Origin of the sequence: Streptomyces capillispiralis, assembly GCF_007829875.1 — a bacterium.
GTDB classification, from domain to species: domain Bacteria; phylum Actinomycetota; class Actinomycetes; order Streptomycetales; family Streptomycetaceae; genus Streptomyces; species Streptomyces capillispiralis.
Genome location: NZ_VIWV01000001.1, coordinates 892,442 through 908,306 on the forward strand (window position 1 = coordinate 892,442; position 15,865 = coordinate 908,306).

Below are 15,865 nucleotides of genomic sequence, written 5' to 3' on the forward strand. Positions count from 1 at the left end.
CGTCCGGTCAGGGCGCCACGAGGGCGTCCAGCCGGCGCAGGGCCGACGGCACGTCGGGGACCGCGGTGACCCCCTCCGGCAGAGGCGGGCGCCGCACGACGACGACCGGCAGTCCCAGGTCGCGGGCCGCGGTGAGTTTGGCGGACGTCGCCGCTCCTCCGCTGTCCTTCGTCACCAGGACGTCGATGCGGTGGTCGCGCAGGACGGCCGTTTCACCGGCCACCGTGAAGGGGCCCCGGTCCAGCAGGACCCGGGTGTGCGGCGGCATGGGCGGCTCGGGGGGTTCCACCGACCGGACGACGAAGCGCGGTGCGGTCAGGTGGGCGAAGGCGGCGAGGCCCAGGCGGCCGGTGGTGAGCAGGATCCGGTGTCCGAGCCCGGGCAGCAGGCCGGCCGCTGCCTCCAGGGAGGGGACCGGGTGCCATCGGTCCCCGGGGCCCGGCTGCCAGCCGGGGCGGCGCAGGACCACCAGGGGCAGTCCGGTGGCGGTCGCGGCGTGTGCCGCGTTCGCGGTGATGGTCCCGGCGAACGGGTGCGTCGCGTCGACCACGGCGTCCGCGCGGTGCGCGCGCAGCCACTGCGCCAGTCCCTCCGCCCCGCCGAAGCCGCCGACGCGTACCTCGCCCGCGACCGCGCCGGGCCGGGTCACGCGTCCGGCGAGCGAGGTGGTCACCTCGGTTCCGGGGCGGGCGGAGAGCGCGGCGGCCAGTTCGCGTGCCTCGGTGGTGCCACCGAGGACCAGGACGTGAGGGGACATGGCGCCGAGGGTACGGGGCCGGACCGTCCCGTCGGGCGCCCGCCCGCCCGCCTCCCGGCCGCCGTGGTGACCGGCATCCGGCATCCGGCCGCACACGTGTGCGTCCACGTCCTACGATGACGCCGGCGACTGGAGGATTCATGGCCGTGGACTTGAGCAGGCAGGGCTACCGCGTGCAGCGGTGGGCGGCGCGGGGGGCGCTGACCGCCGCCGCGCTCGCGGTGGCGACCCCTCTCGTCTACGGCGGGCTGCGCGGGTTGCTCCTGCTGGTCTGCGGGGTCGCCGGAATGGGGCTGAGCGCGGCCGCCGTGTGGTGGACCCTCACCCTGCGGGGACCGCTGCGGTGGGCGGCCGCGCTGGTCGCCGTCTGTGTGCCCGTCGGCCTGATCGCCCTGTTCGCCGCCACCCTGTTCTGGGCGTTGCTGGTGTCCCTGGCGCTGTGGGCGCTGGCGGTGTGGAGCGGCCGCTTCGCGCTGCGCGGAACGGGCAGCGAGCGCCCCGCGGCCCGGGAACGGCGGCTGCCGCCGCCCCGCCGGCCGGTGCTGATCATGAACCCGCGCTCCGGCGGCGGCAAGGTGGGCCGGTTCCGGCTGCGGGAGAAGGCGGAGCGGCTGGGAGCGCGGGTGGTGCTGCTCGAGCCGGGCAAGCAGCACGACGTGACCGCGCTGGCCCGGGCCGCCGTCGCGGACGGCGCGGACCTGCTGGGCGCCGCGGGCGGCGACGGCACCCAGGCGCTGGTGGCGGCCGTGGCCGCCGAGCACGACATCCCGTTCCTGGTGATCAGCGCCGGGACGCGCAACCACTTCGCCCTGGACCTCGGTCTCGACCGGGGGAACCCCGCCGCGTGTCTCGACGCGCTCACCGACGGCGTGGAGCTGCGGGTGGACCTGGGCTTCGCGGGGGAGCAGCCGTTCGTGAACAACGCCTCCTTCGGCGCGTACGCGGCGATCGTGCAGAGCCCCGCCTACCGCGACGACAAGATCGGCACCAGCCTGGAGATGCTGCCCGATCTGCTCACCGGTCAGCAGGGGCCTCGGCTGGTCGCCCGCGCGGGCGGCACGACGCTCACCGCGCCGCAGGCCGTGCTGGTCAGCAACAACCCCTACCGCACCGGCGACCCCTTCGGGCTCGGGCGGCGGGAGCGGCTCGACTCCGCCGTGCTGGGTGTCCTCGGCGTCAGGCTGGAGGGCGCCGTGGGCGCCGCCGCGCTGCTGCTGAACCCCGATCCGAGCGGGCTGACCATCCTGACCGCCCCCGAGGTCGTCATCGAGGCGGACCGGGCGGAGATCGAGGCCGGGATCGACGGGGAGGCGATGGTGCTGCCCGCCCCGGTCCACTGCCGCATCGCCCCGGGCGCGCTGCGCGTCCGGGTCCCGCGCAAGCGGCCCGGTGTCACCAGGGCCCCGGCGCGGCTGGACTGGCGGCGCCTGCGCAAGCTGGCGGCGACGGTCGGCCGTACCGCGGCGCCGAGCCGGCTGCACCGCCCGTACGTCGCGCCGGACGCACCGGACGTGCCGGGGGTGCCGGTCGCACCGCCCGTACCGCCGACACCGCCCGCCGGACCTGGCGGGCCTGACACGCCTGGCGCGCCTGGCGGACCTGGTGCGCCGCAGGAGCCGGCCGGACCCCGTTCATCGCACCAGTAGCTGCACGCCTCCCACGACCGTCGCCGCGATCACGAGTTGTTCGAAGAGTCGCTGGTTGATCCTGTTCACAGCCCATTTGCCGAGCAACGCACCGGGCACGACGAACAGCACGAGCGCCGCGTCGAGCAGCAGCGAGTCGGCGTCGATCAGTCCGAGCCCGGCGCTGAAGGGCAGCTTGGAGGTATTGACGATGAGGAAGAAGAACGCCGAGGTCCCCAGGAAGCCCAGCTTGCGGAAGCCCGCGGAGAGCAGGTACATCGACATCACCGGGCCGCCCGCGTTGGCGACCATGGTGGTGAAGCCGCCGAGGACGCCGTAGGAGCGGGCCTTGGCGCGGCCGGCCCGGGTGGTGACCCCGTCGGGCTCCTCCTCCGCGTCGGCCCCGCGCCGCCGCCACACCGTCACGGCGGCCATCAGCAGCAGGATCGCTCCGATCGAGGTCCGTACGGCCCCGTCGTCCGCCCACATCAGGAACACGGTGCCGACGACGACGCCCGCCGCGACCGCCGGGAACAGCCGCCACAGCGTCGGCCAGTGGGCGTGCCGGCGGTAGGTGAGGACGGCGAGCAGGTCACCGGCGATCAGGATGGGCAGCAGGACGCCGGTGGAGGCGCGGGCGGGCAGGACGGCGGCGAAGATGGCGAGGCTCACCGTGTTGGCCCCGCTGACGGCGGTCTTGGAGAAGCCGACGAGCAGGGCGGCGAAGGCGAGCGCGGCGAATTCCCAGCCGGTGAGGTGCCAGAGAGTCATCGTGTTCATGCGGAGACCGATGCTATGTGCAAGCAACCGGCGCCCGTAAGGCGGTCACGCGACCGGATGGAGAACGGCCAGTCACACGGTGTACCACCGACGGCAGGCCCTAATGCCGCTCGACGAGCACCGCGCTGCCCTGTCCCACGCCGACGCACATCGTCGCCAGGCCCCGGTCGGCGCCGGTGCGGCGCATGCGGTGCAGCAGGGTGGTCAGGATGCGGGCGCCGGAGCAGCCCAGCGGGTGGCCCAGGGCGATCGCGCCGCCGCTGGGGTTGACCAGGTCGGGGTCGATGCCGAGCTGGTCGACGCAGGCCAGCGCCTGCGCGGCGAACGCCTCGTTGAACTCGGCCTCCTGGAGGTCGCCGACGCTCCAGCCGGCGCGGGCCAGCGCCTTGCGGGTGGCGGGGACCGGGCCGATGCCCATCACGTCGGGGTGGACGCCGGCGGAGGCGCCGGCGACGTAGCGGCCCAATGACTCCAGGCCCAGCTCGTTCAGGGCTTCCTCGCTGACGAGGATCAGTCCGGCGGCGCCGTCGTTCATCGGGGACGCGTTGCCCGCGGTGACCGAACCGCCCGCCCGGAAGACCGGCTTGAGCCGGGCCAGCTTCTCGATCGAGGTGTCCTCGCGGACGCACTCGTCGGTGTCGACGACGGTCCCGTCCTGGCGGTGGACCGGCAGCAGTTCGTGGTCGAAGTGGCCGTTCTTCCGGGCGTCCGCGGCCCGCCGGTGGCTGCGCAGGGCGAACTCGTCCTGACGTTCGCGCGGGATGCCGTAGCGGGTGGCGACCTCCTCCGCCGTCTCGCCCATGGCCAGCAGGCCGTGCAGGTCCTTCATCGCGGGGTTGACCAGCCGCCAGCCGAGGCGGGTGTCGGCGGTCTCCATGCGGTGCGGCAGGGCCTCGTCGGGGCGGGGCAGGACGAAGGGGGCGCGGCTCATCGACTCGGAGCCGCCGGCGATCACGATGTCGGCCTCGCCCGCGGCGATGGTGCGGGCGGCGGTGGTGACGGCCTCCAGTCCGGAGGCGCACAGCCGGTTGACGGTGGCGCCGGGGACGGACTCGGGGAGCCCGGCGAGCAGCGCGGCCATGCGGGCGACGTTGCGGTTGTCCTCGCCGGCCTGGTTGGCGGCGCCCCAGTAGACGTCGTCGACACGGGCCGGGTCCAGGGCGGGCACGTCGGCGACCAGGCCGCGGATCACGGCGGCGGCGAGATCGTCGGGGCGTACCGCCGAGAGGGCTCCGCGCAGCTTGCCGATGGGGGTGCGGCGGGCGGCCGCGAAGTGGACGGGACGCACGACAGGACTCCTGACCCGATGCCGATGGCTTTACGTGACCGGCGAGTAGCTAAATTAGCACCGCTAGTTTTCCACTATAGACCGCGCACGGCCCGCTGGGAAGATCCCGCGAAAGTGGGTGCATGCTGCACGGGTGCCGGGTTTGCGCCGTGGGGGCGGGGGCACCCGCGCGTTCGGGGACGACACACCGAACAAGGAGGAGCAGCACTTCATGACCGTTGTGAGGAGCACCCTGCCCGACGAGGCCCGCCGCGTTTCCTGCGAGGCCCTCCAGGACACCCTGGTCGACCTGCTCGGGCTGTCACTGATCGGGAAGCAGGCCCACTGGAACGTCGTGGGTCCGCGGTTCCGTTCCGTCCACCTCCAGCTGGACGAGGTGGTCTCGGCCGCGCGCGCCCACGCCGACACGGTGGCGGAGCGGGCCGCGGCGCTCGGCGTGCCGCCGGACGGCCGCCCGGAGACCATCGCCAAGGTCTTCTCGCTGCCGGCCCCGAAGGAGGGCTGGCTGCGCGACACGGAGGCGGTGGCCGTGATGACGGAGGCGCTGGGCTCGGCGGTCGCCCGGCTGCGCGAGCGCATCGACACCACCGAGAAGGCGGACCCGGTCACCCAGGACCTGCTGATCTCCATCACCGCGGACCTGGAGAAGCAGCGCTGGATGTTCGAGGCGGAGAACTTCCCCGGCGAGTCCTGACCGCTCCGGACACCGGGAACCCACGCACGACAAGGGGCACATGATGAGCGACGCCCTCGAGACCGAAGCGCTGTGGGACGACTTCCACCGCGTGGTGAACATGACGTCGGCGGAACTCGCGGCCTGGCTGCGGGTGAGCGACGCCGGCGAGACCACCGAACCGCTGCCCGACCAGGCGGGTTCCGAGACGGGCCGGCACGTCCTGGCCATCCTCCAGAAGCGCCGCACCGACCTCACCGGGGACGACCTGCGCGTGATGGAGGAGGTCGTGGACGCCGTCACCGCGCAGACGGACCCGGAGAACGAGCCCGCGGCCGAGGACACGGCCCGCCGGCACCGGCTGATGACGCTCGGCCACGACCCGCTCAAGGCGTAGCCGTGGCCGGCCGGGACGAACGGGCGGTGGTGCGGGCCCTCGTCGAGGCGCACGGCCGGACGTACGCCGAGGAGGCGGGCATCGTCCTGAAGGACACGCCGCAGCCGCTGTACCGGCTGCTGGTGCTGGCCCACCTGCTCAGTGCCCGCATCAAGGGATCGATCGCCGTGGCCACCGCCCGTGCCCTGCACGAGGCGGGGCTGCGCGATCCCCGCCGCATGGCCGACGCCGACTGGCAGGAACGGGTGGACGCCCTCGGCCGGGGCGGTTACCGGCGCTACGACGAACGCACCGCGACCCAACTGGGCGAGGGCGCCGCGCTGTTGACCGAGCGCTGGGGCGGCGACCTGCGCCGGCTGCGCGCGGAGGCGGACGGCGACGTCGCCGAACTGCGGCGGCTGCTCCAGGAGTTCCCGGGTGTGGGTCCGGCCGGCGCGGACATCTTCCTGCGCGAGGTGCAGCGCGTCTGGCCGGAGGCCGCGCCGTACCTGGACGCCAAGGCCCTCCAGGGCGCGGAACGGCTGAAGCTGCCGAAGGACCCGGACCGGCTCCTGTCCCTGGCGGGCCGCACCGAACCGGCCGTGCTGGCGGCGGCGTTGGTCCGCGCGGCGATCGGGAAGGACGTGGCCGAGGACTCCCTGAACCGGGCCGGGTCGCGGTGACCCCGAGCACAACGGCACCGCTTCGCTCCCCCGTTCGCGGGACAATGTGATCACCGCGCGGCACAATGGCCGGGCGGCCCGACCCGGCCGTACGGGCATGGAAGAGGGAGAGACCGTGAGTGAGAGCCACACCCCGCCGAGCGGCTCGGCGAGGCTGAACACCGGTGTGGCGCACAACGCGCGCGTGTGGAACTACTGGATCGGCGGCAAGGACAACTACGAGGTCGACCAGCGGGTCGGCGACCACGTCGCCTCGATCAACCCGATCATCCGGGACATCGCCCGCGCGGACCGGGAGTTCCTGGGCCGGGCCGTGACGTACCTGACCCGCGAGCGCGGCGTGCGCCAGTTCCTCGACATCGGCACCGGGCTCCCGACCGCGGACAACACCCATGAGATCGCCCAGCGCATCGCGCCCGACGCGCGGATCGTGTACGTCGACAACGACCCGATCGTGCTGGTGCACGCCCGCACCCTGCTGACCGGGAGCGGCGAGGGCGCCACCGCCTACATCGACGCCGACGTGCACGACCCGGACGCCATCCTGGAGCGCGCCGCCGGAACCCTGGACCTCTCCCGCCCCGTCGCGGTGATGATGCTGGGCATCCTCAACTTCGTCCTCGACACCGACAAGGCCCGTGACATCGTGCGCCGGGTCATGGCGGCGGTGCCCTCCGGGAGCTTCCTGGTCCTCACGCACCCCACCTTCGACCCCGAGGTCGGCGGCGAACTGCAGGTCCCCGCCATGGAGTTCTGGAACGAGAACGCCACTCCCCCGATCACGGCCCGCGGCGCCGCGGACATCGCCGCGTTCTTCGAGGGCCTGGAACTGGTCGAGCCCGGCCTGGTGTCGTGCGCGCGGTGGCACGCCGACCCGGACTCCGCGGTCGTGGTGCCCCAGTACGGCGCGGTGGCCGTGAAACCCTGAACCGGAGCGCGGCCGGTCGGCGTGGGGGTGCTCGCACGCGTTCCGGAGCGGCTCCTCCCACGCCCCGACGGCTGAAAGTATGATCAAGCAATGTCTGACATGACCGAAACCACGCCGGGCTGGCTGTCCTCCGACGATCTGGAGATGGCGCGCGCCCACATGCCGATCCTGTACGTCGAGGCCGTCCCCGTGCGGGTCGACGACAGCGGTGAAGTCACCAGCGTCGGTCTGCTGCTGCGCATCGGACCGGACGGCACGGTCAGCCGGACCCTGGTCTCCGGCCGGGTCCTCCACCACGAACGCGTGCGGGACGCCCTGCTGCGCCACCTGGAGAAGGACCTCGGACCGGTGGCGCTGCCCCGCGTCCCCGCGTCGCTCCAGCCGTTCACGGTCGCCGAGTACTTCCCCACCCAGGGGGTCACCCCCTTCCACGACCCCCGTCAGCACGCGGTGTCGCTGGCGTACATCGTGCCGGTGACGGGTGACTGCCGGCCCCGGCAGGACGCGCTCGACCTGGTCTGGTTCAGCCCGCAGGAGGCCGCGTCGCAGGCGGTCCAGAGCGAGATGCCGGGCGGGCACGGGGTGCTGCTGAAGCAGGCGCTGGCCCACGCGGGCTGCGCCGTCTGACGACGCCGGCCGGGCTCAGACCCCGCTCTCCGGGTGGGTGAGGTTGGTCCCGGTCGACGGGTCGAAGACATGGGCCTTGCCCATGTCGATCCGCAGGTCCAGGGGCGCGCCCTCGCGGGCACGGGTGGCGGCGTCCAGCCGGGCCACGATCTGCTGGGCCGTCCCGGCGCCGGTGTCGCGCGCCCCGGAGTCCGTGGCCAGTTCCTCCAGCTCGGCGGTGGTCACCGGCCCGCCCTCGGCACTGAAGTAGACGTACGCGTCGGAGCCCAGCGACTCCAGCACGTCCACGGTGGCGGTGACGACGGGGCCGCCCGTCTCACGGGCCAGGCTCGCGTCCTCGAACGCCTCGGGACGCAGCCCGACGATCACCTCGCGGGGCGCGTCGCGCTCCTCCAGTGCCCGGCGCATGGGGTCGTCGAGCGGCAGGACACCCAGCGGGGTGCGCAGCAGGCCCTCGGAGAGGGAGGCGTTGACGAAGTTCATCGCCGGGGAGCCGATGAAGCCCGCGACGAACAGGTTGCGCGGCATCGCGTAGAGCTGCGCGGGGGTGCCGATCTGCTGGACCAGGCCCTGCCGCATGACGACGACCCGGTCGCCGAGGGTCATCGCCTCCGTCTGGTCGTGGGTGACGTACACGGTGGTGGTGCCCAGGCGGCGCTGCAGCCGGGAGATCTGGGTGCGCATCTGCACGCGCAGCTTGGCGTCGAGGTTGGACAGCGGCTCGTCCATGAGGAACGCCTTGGGGTCGCGGACGATGGCCCGGCCCATGGCCACCCGCTGGCGCTGTCCGCCGGAGAGGTTGGCGGGCTTGCGGTCCAGGAACTCGCTCAGGTCGAGGACCCGGGCGGCCTCGTCGACCTTGCTGTCGATGGTGGCCTTGTCCACCTTGGCCAGCCGCAGCGGGAAGCCCATGTTCTCCCGCACGCTCATGTGCGGGTAGAGGGCGTAGCTCTGGAACACCATGGCGACGTCGCGCTCCTTGGGCGCGAGGTCGTTGACGACGCGCCCGTCGATGCGCAGGGTGCCCTCGGTGATGTCCTCGAGACCGGCGATCATGTTGAGCGTGGTCGACTTGCCGCATCCGGACGGCCCGACCAGGATCACGAACTCGCCGTCGGCGATGTCGAGGTCCACGTCCCGCACGGCGACGGATCCGTCGGGATAGCGCTTGGTGACGCCTTCTAGGACGATCTCGGCCATGGCTGGTGCCTCCTTGCCTTCAGTCTCATCCCTTGACCGCGCCGGAGGTCAGTCCGGCGACGATCCGCCGCTGGAAGAGCAGGACGAAGATGATGATCGGGACGGTGATCACCACGGCGGCCGCGGCGATCGACCCCGTGGGCTGCTGGAACTGGGAGCTGCCGGTGAAGAACGCGATCGCGGCGGGCACGGTCCGCGCGGACTCGGTGGAGGTGAGCGAGATCGCGAACAGGAAGTCGTTCCAGCAGAAGATGAACACGAGGATGGCGGTGGTGAACACGCCCGGCGCCGCCAGCGGCACGATGACCATCCGGAACGCCTGCGCGGGCGTGGCACCGTCCACCTTGGCGGCCTTCTCCAGGTCCCAGGGGATCTCCCGGAAGAACGCCGACAGGGTGTAGATCGCCAGCGGCAGCGAGAAGGTCATGTACGGGATGATCAGGCCCGGCCAGGTGTCGAAGATGCCGATGATCCGCTCGATGTTGAACAGCGGGGAGACCAGCGAGATCGGCGGGAACATGGCGATGAGCAGCGACATGCCGATGAGGAGCCGCTTGCCGGGGAACCGCAGCCGGGCGACCGCGTAGGCGGCCATGGTGCCGAGGATCACCGCGATCACGGTGGCGATCAGGGCGATGCCGATCGAGTTGATCAGCGCCCGGGTGAACTCGGAGGTCTCGAAGATGCCCCGGTAGTTCTCCCAGGTCCAGTCCCGGGGGACGTAGTTGCCGTCGGTGAGGGTGGCGGGGTCCTTGAACGACAGGGCGACGATCCACCACACCGGGAAGAGCGCGTACAGCACCACCACGATGTTGACGACGCCCCAGCGGGTCGCGTGTGTCTTGCCCACGGCGGCCATCAGCGCTTCACCTCCGCGCCCGGTGCGGCCGCGCCGAACAGCTTGACGAAGGTGAAGGCGATGATCCCGACGCAGAGGAAGATCAGGACCGAGATCGCCGACCCGATGCCCAGGTTCAGCGCGGTGAACAGGTTGTCGTAGCCGAGGATCGACAGGGAGCCGGTGCCCTGGGCGCCCGCCGTCAGCACGTAGATGTTGTCGAAGATCCGGAAGGCGTCCAGGGTGCGGAAGAGCAGCGCGACCAGGATCGCCGGTTTCATCAGCGGCAGCATGACCTTGGTGAACCGCTGCCAGGGGGTGGCGCCGTCGACCATCGCGGCCTTCAATGTCTCCTCGGGGACCAGGGCGAGACCGGCGAGCAGCAGCAGCGCCATGAACGGGGTGGTCTTCCACACCTCGGCGAGGATGATCAGCCACAGCGCCGGCCACTGCTCGGTGAGCGGTGCCTCGCCGCTGGGCAACAGCTCGGCGAGGTAGCCGAGTTCGGGGGTCCAGGCGTACTGCCAGGAGAACGCGGCGACGACGGTGACGATGCCGTACGGGATGAGGACGGCGGTGCGGACCGTGCCGCGCAGGAAGAGCGTCCGGTGCATGACGAGGGCCAGGCCCATGCCGAGGACGAGTTCGACGGCCACGGACACGGCGGTGATGAACAGGGTGACCCAGAAGGCGTCCCACCAGAACGGCGAGGACAGCACCGCCCCGTAGTTGCTCAGGCCCACGAACTCGGCCCGGGCGGGGAAGCGCAGGTCGTAGCGCTGGAGGGAGAGGTAGACCGCGTAGCCGATGGGGTAGGCGGTCACGGCGGTCATGACGAGGACGGCCGGTGCGCACAGCAGCCAGCCCAGGCGCCGCTCCTGCTGGGCGCCGGCCGAGGGGGCCGCCTTGCGCTTCGCCGGCTCCACCATCGTGCTCACGGGATCACACCCTCGGATCGCAGGGCCTGGTCGATCTGCTCCCGGATGGTGTCGACCGCGTTCTCCGGTTCGATGCCGGACGGCGGGGACAGGGTGTGGGAGACGGCGATCGACACGTTCTGGTAGACGGGGGTGACCGGACGGACGCTCGCCGACTCGAGCGCGGCCAGCACCTCCTTGGAGAAGGGGTACTCCTTCATGAACGCCGGCTCGTCGTAGAGGGCGCGCAGGGTGGGCGGCAGTCCGCCCTCGAGCGCGGCGGTGAGCTGGTTCTCCCGGTTGCGCAGGCACAGGGCGGCCTCGAAGGCCAGGTCGGGGTGGCGGGAGTAGGCGCTGACGGCGAGGTCGATGCCGCCGATGGTGGGGCGTGCGGGACGGCCGGCGTCGACGCGGGGGTAGGGCGCCCAGCGGAAGTCCTCGAACAGCTCGGGGTTGTTCGCTTTCATCGACGGATAGACGAACGGGTAGTTGAGTTCGAAGGCCGCCACGCCGGACTCCATGGCCAGGCGGTTCTGGTCCTCCATCTGGTTGGGCAGGGAGGGATCGGCGGCCGGGGAGCGGGCGAGGTCCCGCATGATCGAGGCGGCCCGTACGGCGGGCGCGCCGAGGGAGGGCTCGGTGGCGCCCGGATCGAGGATGGAGCCGCCCGCGCTGTTGACCAGGGTGTTGAACCAGACGGTCAGCCCCTCGTACTGGGCTCCCTGGATCTCCACGTAGTGGGGTTTGCCCTGCCGGGCGAGGTCGCGGGACATCTCCAGCATCTCGGACCAGGTTGTGGGCGGGGTGGGCACCAGGTCCTTGCGGTACCAGAGGAGCTGGGTGTTGGTGTTGTACGGGACGGCGTAGAGCCGGCCCTTCCAGGTGCCGGTGCGGAGGGGGACGCGGAGCGTGCCCTCGGTGGCCCGGCGTTTCGCCTCGCCCGTCCACTCGCGGATCCAGCGGGCCTCGGCGAACTCGGCGGCCCAGGTGACGTCGAGGCCCAGGATGTCCAGCGAGTCGTCCTCGGCGGCGAGTCTGCGCACCATCTGCTGGCGCTGGCCGTCGGCGGCGCGGGGCAGCTTGTTGTAGCTGATCCGGTAGCGGCCGCCGGATGCCTCGCTGCACCGGTCGGCGGCCTTCTGCAGCGCGCCGGAGTCGTCCGGGAAGTTGTACCAGTTGAGGGTGGGACGGCCGGTGTCCTCGTCGCCGCCGCAGGCGGCGAGCGTCGACGCCAGCAGAGTCAGCGCGACCAGCGCCCGCGTCCGTCGCACCACGCGCTCCACACCTCGCTTCCGGGATCGCGGCGCGGGTGTCGGCCCCCGCGGCTTCGCCTACCCGGCGAACGTTAAGCAGCACATCGGACGACATCAAGGACATCTGTGATGATTCACCCATAACGCCCGCCGAGTGGGTGGCGACCGTGGTCCCGTCGGGGAGCGCGTGGGAGGTGTCCGGCGCGCCCGCGGCCCCGGCACCCCCTAGGAGTCGGGGCGCCGCAGTTGCTGGGACATGACGAACCTGACGTTCCGCAGCCGTGCCTCGGTGTTCGTGTGCGCGGCCCTGACCGCCAGTCCCCCGCCGCCCGCCGCCTTCTCCTGCCCCGGGTGCGGCTGCGGGAACGGCGGCACGCCCCCAGGCGTGGGTGCGGGACCGTACGGGGGCGCGCCCGGCACCGCCGCCGCGCGGGCCTCCGTCATGAGGACGTCCTCCAGTGCCTCACCGAACCCGAGTCCCACGGCGTACGCGTCGGCACGGAACTCGGCGCGCCGGTGCAGCCAGGCGATGACCAGCGGGCCGACGGCCACCGGCAGCACGAGCCACCACATCCCCTCGAAGAAGGTCATCGCGAAGAGGAACTGGACGATCATCAGCGACAGACAGCCCCCGCAGGCGATGCCGGCCCAGTGCTTCGTGCGGAACAGGAGGAACAGCAGGGCGAGGATCGCCCGTCCGGCGGCCCGCGCGGGCAGGGCGTACCAGTCGGCCAGCATCGCCGCCCAGGTGTGACCGCCCACGTGGTGGCCGAGTTCGTGCGCGAGCACCGCCCCGAGACGGGAGTTGGGCAGCCGCTCCATGGCGTGCCGGGTGACGGCGACGATGTGTCCTGCGGCGGCCGTCGCGTTCAGCTCGGTCCGCTCCTGGATCCAGAGCTCGTACGTCCCCCTGTCCACCCCGGCCCGCCGGGTCACCTGCTCCCACACCACGTCCAGCCGCTGAGCCTCCTCGGGGGTGGGAACGCGCATCCCGAACAGATGCCGGGCGATGGCCGATTCGACGCCCCGGTGGAAGACGAGAGGCCCGGAGAGCAGCCATGCCAGCGAGACGACCAGGGCGAGGAGGGGACTGATCAGGCCGGACACGACGGCGACCACGGCCAGACTGATCAGCCCGAGGGGCACGGTCACCAGCAGGTGCGACAGCGCGGCGCCGTCGATGCCCCGCTGCACGGCCTTGACCACCCTGCGGCCCTGATCCAGCGCCAGGTCGTCGTGGTCGACGACGGCTCCGGGCACCGGTGCCGGAAACTCGGGACGGGAGGTGGCCGGCGCCGCGTACGCCGTGGGCGGCGCGGGCGGCGCGGGCGGCGTGGGTGGCGTGGGTGGCGCGTACGCCGTGGGCGGCGCGGGCGGCGCCTGGGGCGCGCCGTCGCCCGTCCGCGGCGGAGGCACCGCCCCGAGGGGGTGCGCGGGCGGCGTCCCCTCACCCGGTGACGCGCTCGGCGCGCCCGCTGCGTATCCGGGCCGGTCCCGGTCCGCGGACCCTGATGCCGCATCACCCGGGTACGCGGGCGGGGGCATCTCCGTCGGGTACGGGGGCGGGGGAAGCTCACCCGGATACGCGGGCGGCGCACCCCCGGAGTCCGTGGGCGCTGCCCCTCCGGGATACGCCTGGGGTACCCCGCCGCCCTGGTGCGCGGACGGCATCCGGCCCGGGTAAGGGGGCGCCGGGATCTGGCCCTGGCCCGGGTAGGCCGGAGGCATCCCGCCACCCTGGTGCGCGGACGCCGTCCGGTCCGGGTGGGAGGGCGCGTTCTCCCCCGGGTACGCGGGCGGTGCCTGTCCCGGTAAGGCGGAAGGGATCGCCTCCGGGTAGGTCGGCGGGACGTCCCCGGGATACGCGGGTGGCGCCGCCCGTACCGCACGCGGCGGGGACGGTACCGGGTCGCCCGGATACGGCGGAGGGACCTCCTCCCCCGGATACGGCGGGGGGACCTCCTCTCCCGGGTACGGCGGAGGGGGAACGTCCTCGTGGTCGGACATGACGATGTGTCTCCTGACGGTCTTCTCGTGTGATTCGTCGGGCCGGTCACTGCGGCCCGGCCCGCCCCGGGGCCCGTCCGCCGGACAGGCCCTAGCCGACGAGCAGCGCGCCGGGCAGCAGCACCAGCGCCACCGTGAACCCGGCCATGCCCGTCCTCAGCCAGCCGTACTTGAGCGAGACGATCCGGCTGTTCTCCGTGAGCGAGGCGAGGACGGCGGCCCTCGGGGCCCGGTCGGTCTCCCGCAGCGCCTCCTCCAGGGCCTCCCGGCCCCGGCGGGCGGCGCCGCGTATGTCCGCGAAGTGGGTGAGGGGCGAGCCCGGCTGCCACTCGACCGTCCGGTAGCGGGGTACGACGGCCATGAGCAGGGCGACCAGCGAGACGAGGAAGCAGACGACTCCGGTCCACCACATCGTCTGGCCGAGCGCCGAGAGGTCGGAGGAACGCCATCCGCGGGCGGTGAGCACGCCGACCAGCGCGGCCGTGGTCATGCCCTGGGCGGCCACCAGGACCGACCCCTTGGTGTCGGCGCGAGCGGCCTCCTGGCGCAGTTCGCCCAGGAGCCGCTCCGCCGTACGCTGCGCCTGCGCCCGCACCTGCGGGTCGGTCCGCGCGGGGTCCGGTGCCGGGTCCGGACCGGTTCCGGGAGCGGGAGCGGCGGCGGTCATCGCGGCGGCTGCGGCGGCGGGTAGCCGAAGACCGGTCCGTCCTCCGGCTCGGGCGTCGGCGTGTCCCCGGGGCCGGCCCCGGGCTCCGGCGGTGTGCCGTCCTCGTACGTCACCGGCGGCTCCGGATGGGTGCCGGGCGCCCGGCCCTGCGCCGGATCCGGGGGGACGGGTGCCGCGGGCAGCGGCTGGGCCGCGCCCTGGGACAGCTTCGTGCTGAGGACCTCCTTGATGACGTTGGCCGCGAGCCGGCGGGGCTCGTCCATCTGGTGTTCCTCGAGGCCCCCGGGGCCGCCGCCGAGCGCCTGGAGCGCGACCGTGAGCTGGTTCTGCATGGTCAGCAGCTGGTCCTGGCGCAGGTTCTCCATCACCAGGCGGGCGTCCTCCGGGTGCCGGGCGAGCTGGAAGGCCATGGCGGCCGGGCCCCCGCGCTCCAGCCAGTAGGCGTAGTACTCGATCTTCTTGGCCTCGATCTCCTGGAGCTCCAGCTCCTGACGGCCGCGGGCGAGACCGCGCTGGTGGTCGAGCTCCTGCTGCTGGAACTCGATGCGGTGCCGCTGCTCCCCCTGCGCCAGGGCACGCTCCGTCTCGAGCTGGTCCTCCCGCATGAGCAGGGCGTGCCGGGGTTCGAGGGTCTGGCGCGCGAAGGCGATCTCGCGCAGCTGACGCTCCTGTTCGAGGGCCGCCTCGTCCCGCCGGATCTGCAGGGCGCACCGGACGTCGAGACCGGCCGCCACGCCCAGGTGGCCGCAGGCATCCAGGGCCTTGCGGGCGTGGAGTTCGGCCTCCGCGCTGTCCTCCATCGCGTAGCCGCGCAGCACCGGGCGTACGGCCTGCTCGACGAGGCGCTGCACCATGGCGGGCACGTTGCGCTCGCCGCTCGCGACGAAGGCGGCCGGGTCGCGGACCTGCCAGGCGCAGTTCAGCGCCACGTCGAAGAGGAAGGCGTCGTTCTGGCTGGTCAGGGCCAGGACGGTGGTGGTCTCGTGCCACCCCATGTCCACCTCGTAGACGCTGGTCCAGCGCCGGGTGGCCAGTTCGGTGCGGCTCGGCCGGCTCGGCGGGAGGAAGGTGTCGAGGCCGCCCTGCGCCGTGGTGAACACGAGGGCGTGGTCGATGCGTGTGGCACGCAGCGGCTTGAAGCGGGACAGCTCCTGGATCGTGACCACCGGGTCGACGAGTACGGAGTGGCGGTTGGCGTCCTGCTGCCACTGGGGCGGCTGGCTCATCATCGTGACGGTGCTCCTTC

The 15,865-nt window shown here is 72.8% G+C and carries 16 protein-coding genes; 6 read left to right on the plus strand and 10 right to left on the minus strand.

What is annotated here, in order from left to right; genetic code table 11:
* Positions 1-7 precede the first annotated feature (7 nt).
* The gene (locus FHX78_RS03475) at positions 8-757 is read right to left on the minus strand and encodes a cobalt-precorrin-6A reductase (protein WP_145865987.1); all 750 of its coding nucleotides are present in this window, start codon (positions 755-757) and stop codon (positions 8-10) included.
* A 140-nt stretch (positions 758-897) separates the two neighbouring features.
* Between FHX78_RS03475 and FHX78_RS03480 the strand changes: the two genes are divergently transcribed.
* Entirely contained in the window at positions 898-2,403 is a 1,506-nt protein-coding gene (locus FHX78_RS03480) for a diacylglycerol/lipid kinase family protein (protein WP_229923923.1), read from the plus strand.
* Here the strand turns inward: FHX78_RS03480 and FHX78_RS03485 are convergent.
* Positions 2,389-3,162 carry a sulfite exporter TauE/SafE family protein gene (locus tag FHX78_RS03485; protein ID WP_145865988.1) on the minus strand — a complete coding sequence of 258 codons (774 nt, stop codon included), beginning with the start codon at positions 3,160-3,162 and terminating at the stop codon, positions 2,389-2,391. The genes FHX78_RS03480 and FHX78_RS03485 overlap by 15 nt on opposite strands.
* Before the next feature lie 100 nt (positions 3,163-3,262).
* Positions 3,263-4,450 carry a thiolase family protein gene (locus FHX78_RS03490; RefSeq protein ID WP_145865989.1) on the minus strand — a complete coding sequence of 396 codons (1,188 nt, stop codon included), beginning with the start codon at positions 4,448-4,450 and terminating at the stop codon, positions 3,263-3,265.
* A gap of 211 nt (positions 4,451-4,661) precedes the next feature.
* Here FHX78_RS03490 and FHX78_RS03495 point away from each other — a divergent pair, with 211 nt between their 5' ends.
* The 5 genes from FHX78_RS03495 (at position 4,662) to FHX78_RS03515 (ending at position 7,737) form a co-directional block, all read left to right on the plus strand.
* Entirely contained in the window at positions 4,662-5,144 is a 483-nt protein-coding gene (locus FHX78_RS03495; RefSeq protein WP_145865990.1) for a Dps family protein, read from the plus strand.
* A 43-nt stretch (positions 5,145-5,187) separates the two neighbouring features.
* A complete protein-coding gene (locus tag FHX78_RS03500; RefSeq protein WP_145865991.1) occupies positions 5,188-5,520 on the plus strand; it encodes a DUF3140 domain-containing protein in 333 nt (110 codons plus the stop codon).
* Positions 5,521-5,522: 2 nt separating this feature from the next.
* Positions 5,523-6,182: an HhH-GDP family DNA glycosylase gene (locus FHX78_RS03505; RefSeq protein ID WP_145865992.1), complete on the plus strand. Its 660-nt coding sequence runs from the start codon at positions 5,523-5,525 to the stop codon at positions 6,180-6,182.
* Positions 6,183-6,297: 115 nt separating this feature from the next.
* Positions 6,298-7,110 (plus strand): SAM-dependent methyltransferase, encoded by an 813-nt coding sequence (locus FHX78_RS03510; protein ID WP_145865993.1) that lies wholly within the window; start codon positions 6,298-6,300, stop codon positions 7,108-7,110.
* Between the two features lie 90 nt (positions 7,111-7,200).
* Positions 7,201-7,737, plus strand: coding sequence for an NUDIX hydrolase family protein (locus FHX78_RS03515; protein ID WP_145865994.1), 537 nt, complete (start codon positions 7,201-7,203; stop codon positions 7,735-7,737).
* Between the two features lie 15 nt (positions 7,738-7,752).
* Here FHX78_RS03515 and FHX78_RS03520 read toward each other — a convergent pair whose 3' ends face one another.
* The 7 genes from FHX78_RS03520 to FHX78_RS03555 all read right to left on the minus strand — a co-directional run bounded on the left by FHX78_RS03520 (position 7,753) and on the right by FHX78_RS03555 (position 15,848).
* Positions 7,753-8,937 (minus strand): ABC transporter ATP-binding protein, encoded by a 1,185-nt coding sequence (locus FHX78_RS03520; RefSeq protein WP_145865995.1) that lies wholly within the window; start codon positions 8,935-8,937, stop codon positions 7,753-7,755.
* Positions 8,938-8,962: 25 nt separating this feature from the next.
* Positions 8,963-9,796 (minus strand): carbohydrate ABC transporter permease, encoded by an 834-nt coding sequence (locus tag FHX78_RS03525; protein ID WP_145865996.1) that lies wholly within the window; start codon positions 9,794-9,796, stop codon positions 8,963-8,965.
* Positions 9,796-10,704, minus strand: coding sequence for a carbohydrate ABC transporter permease (locus FHX78_RS03530; protein ID WP_189908580.1), 909 nt, complete (start codon positions 10,702-10,704; stop codon positions 9,796-9,798). The genes FHX78_RS03525 and FHX78_RS03530 overlap by 1 nt, the downstream gene beginning before the upstream one ends.
* A gap of 5 nt (positions 10,705-10,709) precedes the next feature.
* Positions 10,710-11,966 (minus strand): ABC transporter substrate-binding protein, encoded by a 1,257-nt coding sequence (locus FHX78_RS03535; protein ID WP_229923922.1) that lies wholly within the window; start codon positions 11,964-11,966, stop codon positions 10,710-10,712.
* A gap of 204 nt (positions 11,967-12,170) precedes the next feature.
* Entirely contained in the window at positions 12,171-13,205 is a 1,035-nt protein-coding gene (locus FHX78_RS03540) for a M48 family metalloprotease (protein WP_145865998.1), read from the minus strand.
* A gap of 838 nt (positions 13,206-14,043) precedes the next feature.
* The gene (locus FHX78_RS03550; RefSeq protein ID WP_229923921.1) at positions 14,044-14,619 is read right to left on the minus strand and encodes a Pycsar system effector family protein; all 576 of its coding nucleotides are present in this window, start codon (positions 14,617-14,619) and stop codon (positions 14,044-14,046) included.
* Positions 14,616-15,848, minus strand: a complete 1,233-nt coding sequence (locus FHX78_RS03555) for a PE-PGRS family protein (RefSeq protein ID WP_145865999.1) — start codon at positions 15,846-15,848, stop codon at positions 14,616-14,618. Before FHX78_RS03555 ends, FHX78_RS03550 begins: the two co-directional genes overlap by 4 nt.
* Between the last annotated feature and the right edge of the window lie 17 nt (positions 15,849-15,865).

Excerpts from the sequence above, each read along its gene's own strand:
- FHX78_RS03475 (WP_145865987.1), bottom strand. The coding sequence starts at position 757 with ATGTCCCCTCACGTCCTGGTCCTCGGTGGCACCACCGAGGCACGCGAA.
- FHX78_RS03495 (WP_145865990.1), top strand. The coding sequence starts at position 4,662 with ATGACCGTTGTGAGGAGCACCCTGCCCGACGAGGCCCGCCGCGTTTCC.
- FHX78_RS03525 (WP_145865996.1), bottom strand. The coding sequence starts at position 9,796 with ATGGCCGCCGTGGGCAAGACACACGCGACCCGCTGGGGCGTCGTCAAC.
- FHX78_RS03480 (WP_229923923.1), top strand. The coding sequence starts at position 898 with ATGGCCGTGGACTTGAGCAGGCAGGGCTACCGCGTGCAGCGGTGGGCG.
- FHX78_RS03515 (WP_145865994.1), top strand. The coding sequence starts at position 7,201 with ATGTCTGACATGACCGAAACCACGCCGGGCTGGCTGTCCTCCGACGAT.
- FHX78_RS03500 (WP_145865991.1), top strand. The coding sequence starts at position 5,188 with ATGAGCGACGCCCTCGAGACCGAAGCGCTGTGGGACGACTTCCACCGC.
- FHX78_RS03550 (WP_229923921.1), bottom strand. The coding sequence starts at position 14,619 with ATGACCGCCGCCGCTCCCGCTCCCGGAACCGGTCCGGACCCGGCACCG.
- FHX78_RS03555 (WP_145865999.1), bottom strand. The coding sequence starts at position 15,848 with ATGATGAGCCAGCCGCCCCAGTGGCAGCAGGACGCCAACCGCCACTCC.
- FHX78_RS03485 (WP_145865988.1), bottom strand. The coding sequence starts at position 3,162 with ATGAACACGATGACTCTCTGGCACCTCACCGGCTGGGAATTCGCCGCG.
- FHX78_RS03520 (WP_145865995.1), bottom strand. The coding sequence starts at position 8,937 with ATGGCCGAGATCGTCCTAGAAGGCGTCACCAAGCGCTATCCCGACGGA.
- FHX78_RS03530 (WP_189908580.1), bottom strand. The coding sequence starts at position 10,704 with ATGGTGGAGCCGGCGAAGCGCAAGGCGGCCCCCTCGGCCGGCGCCCAG.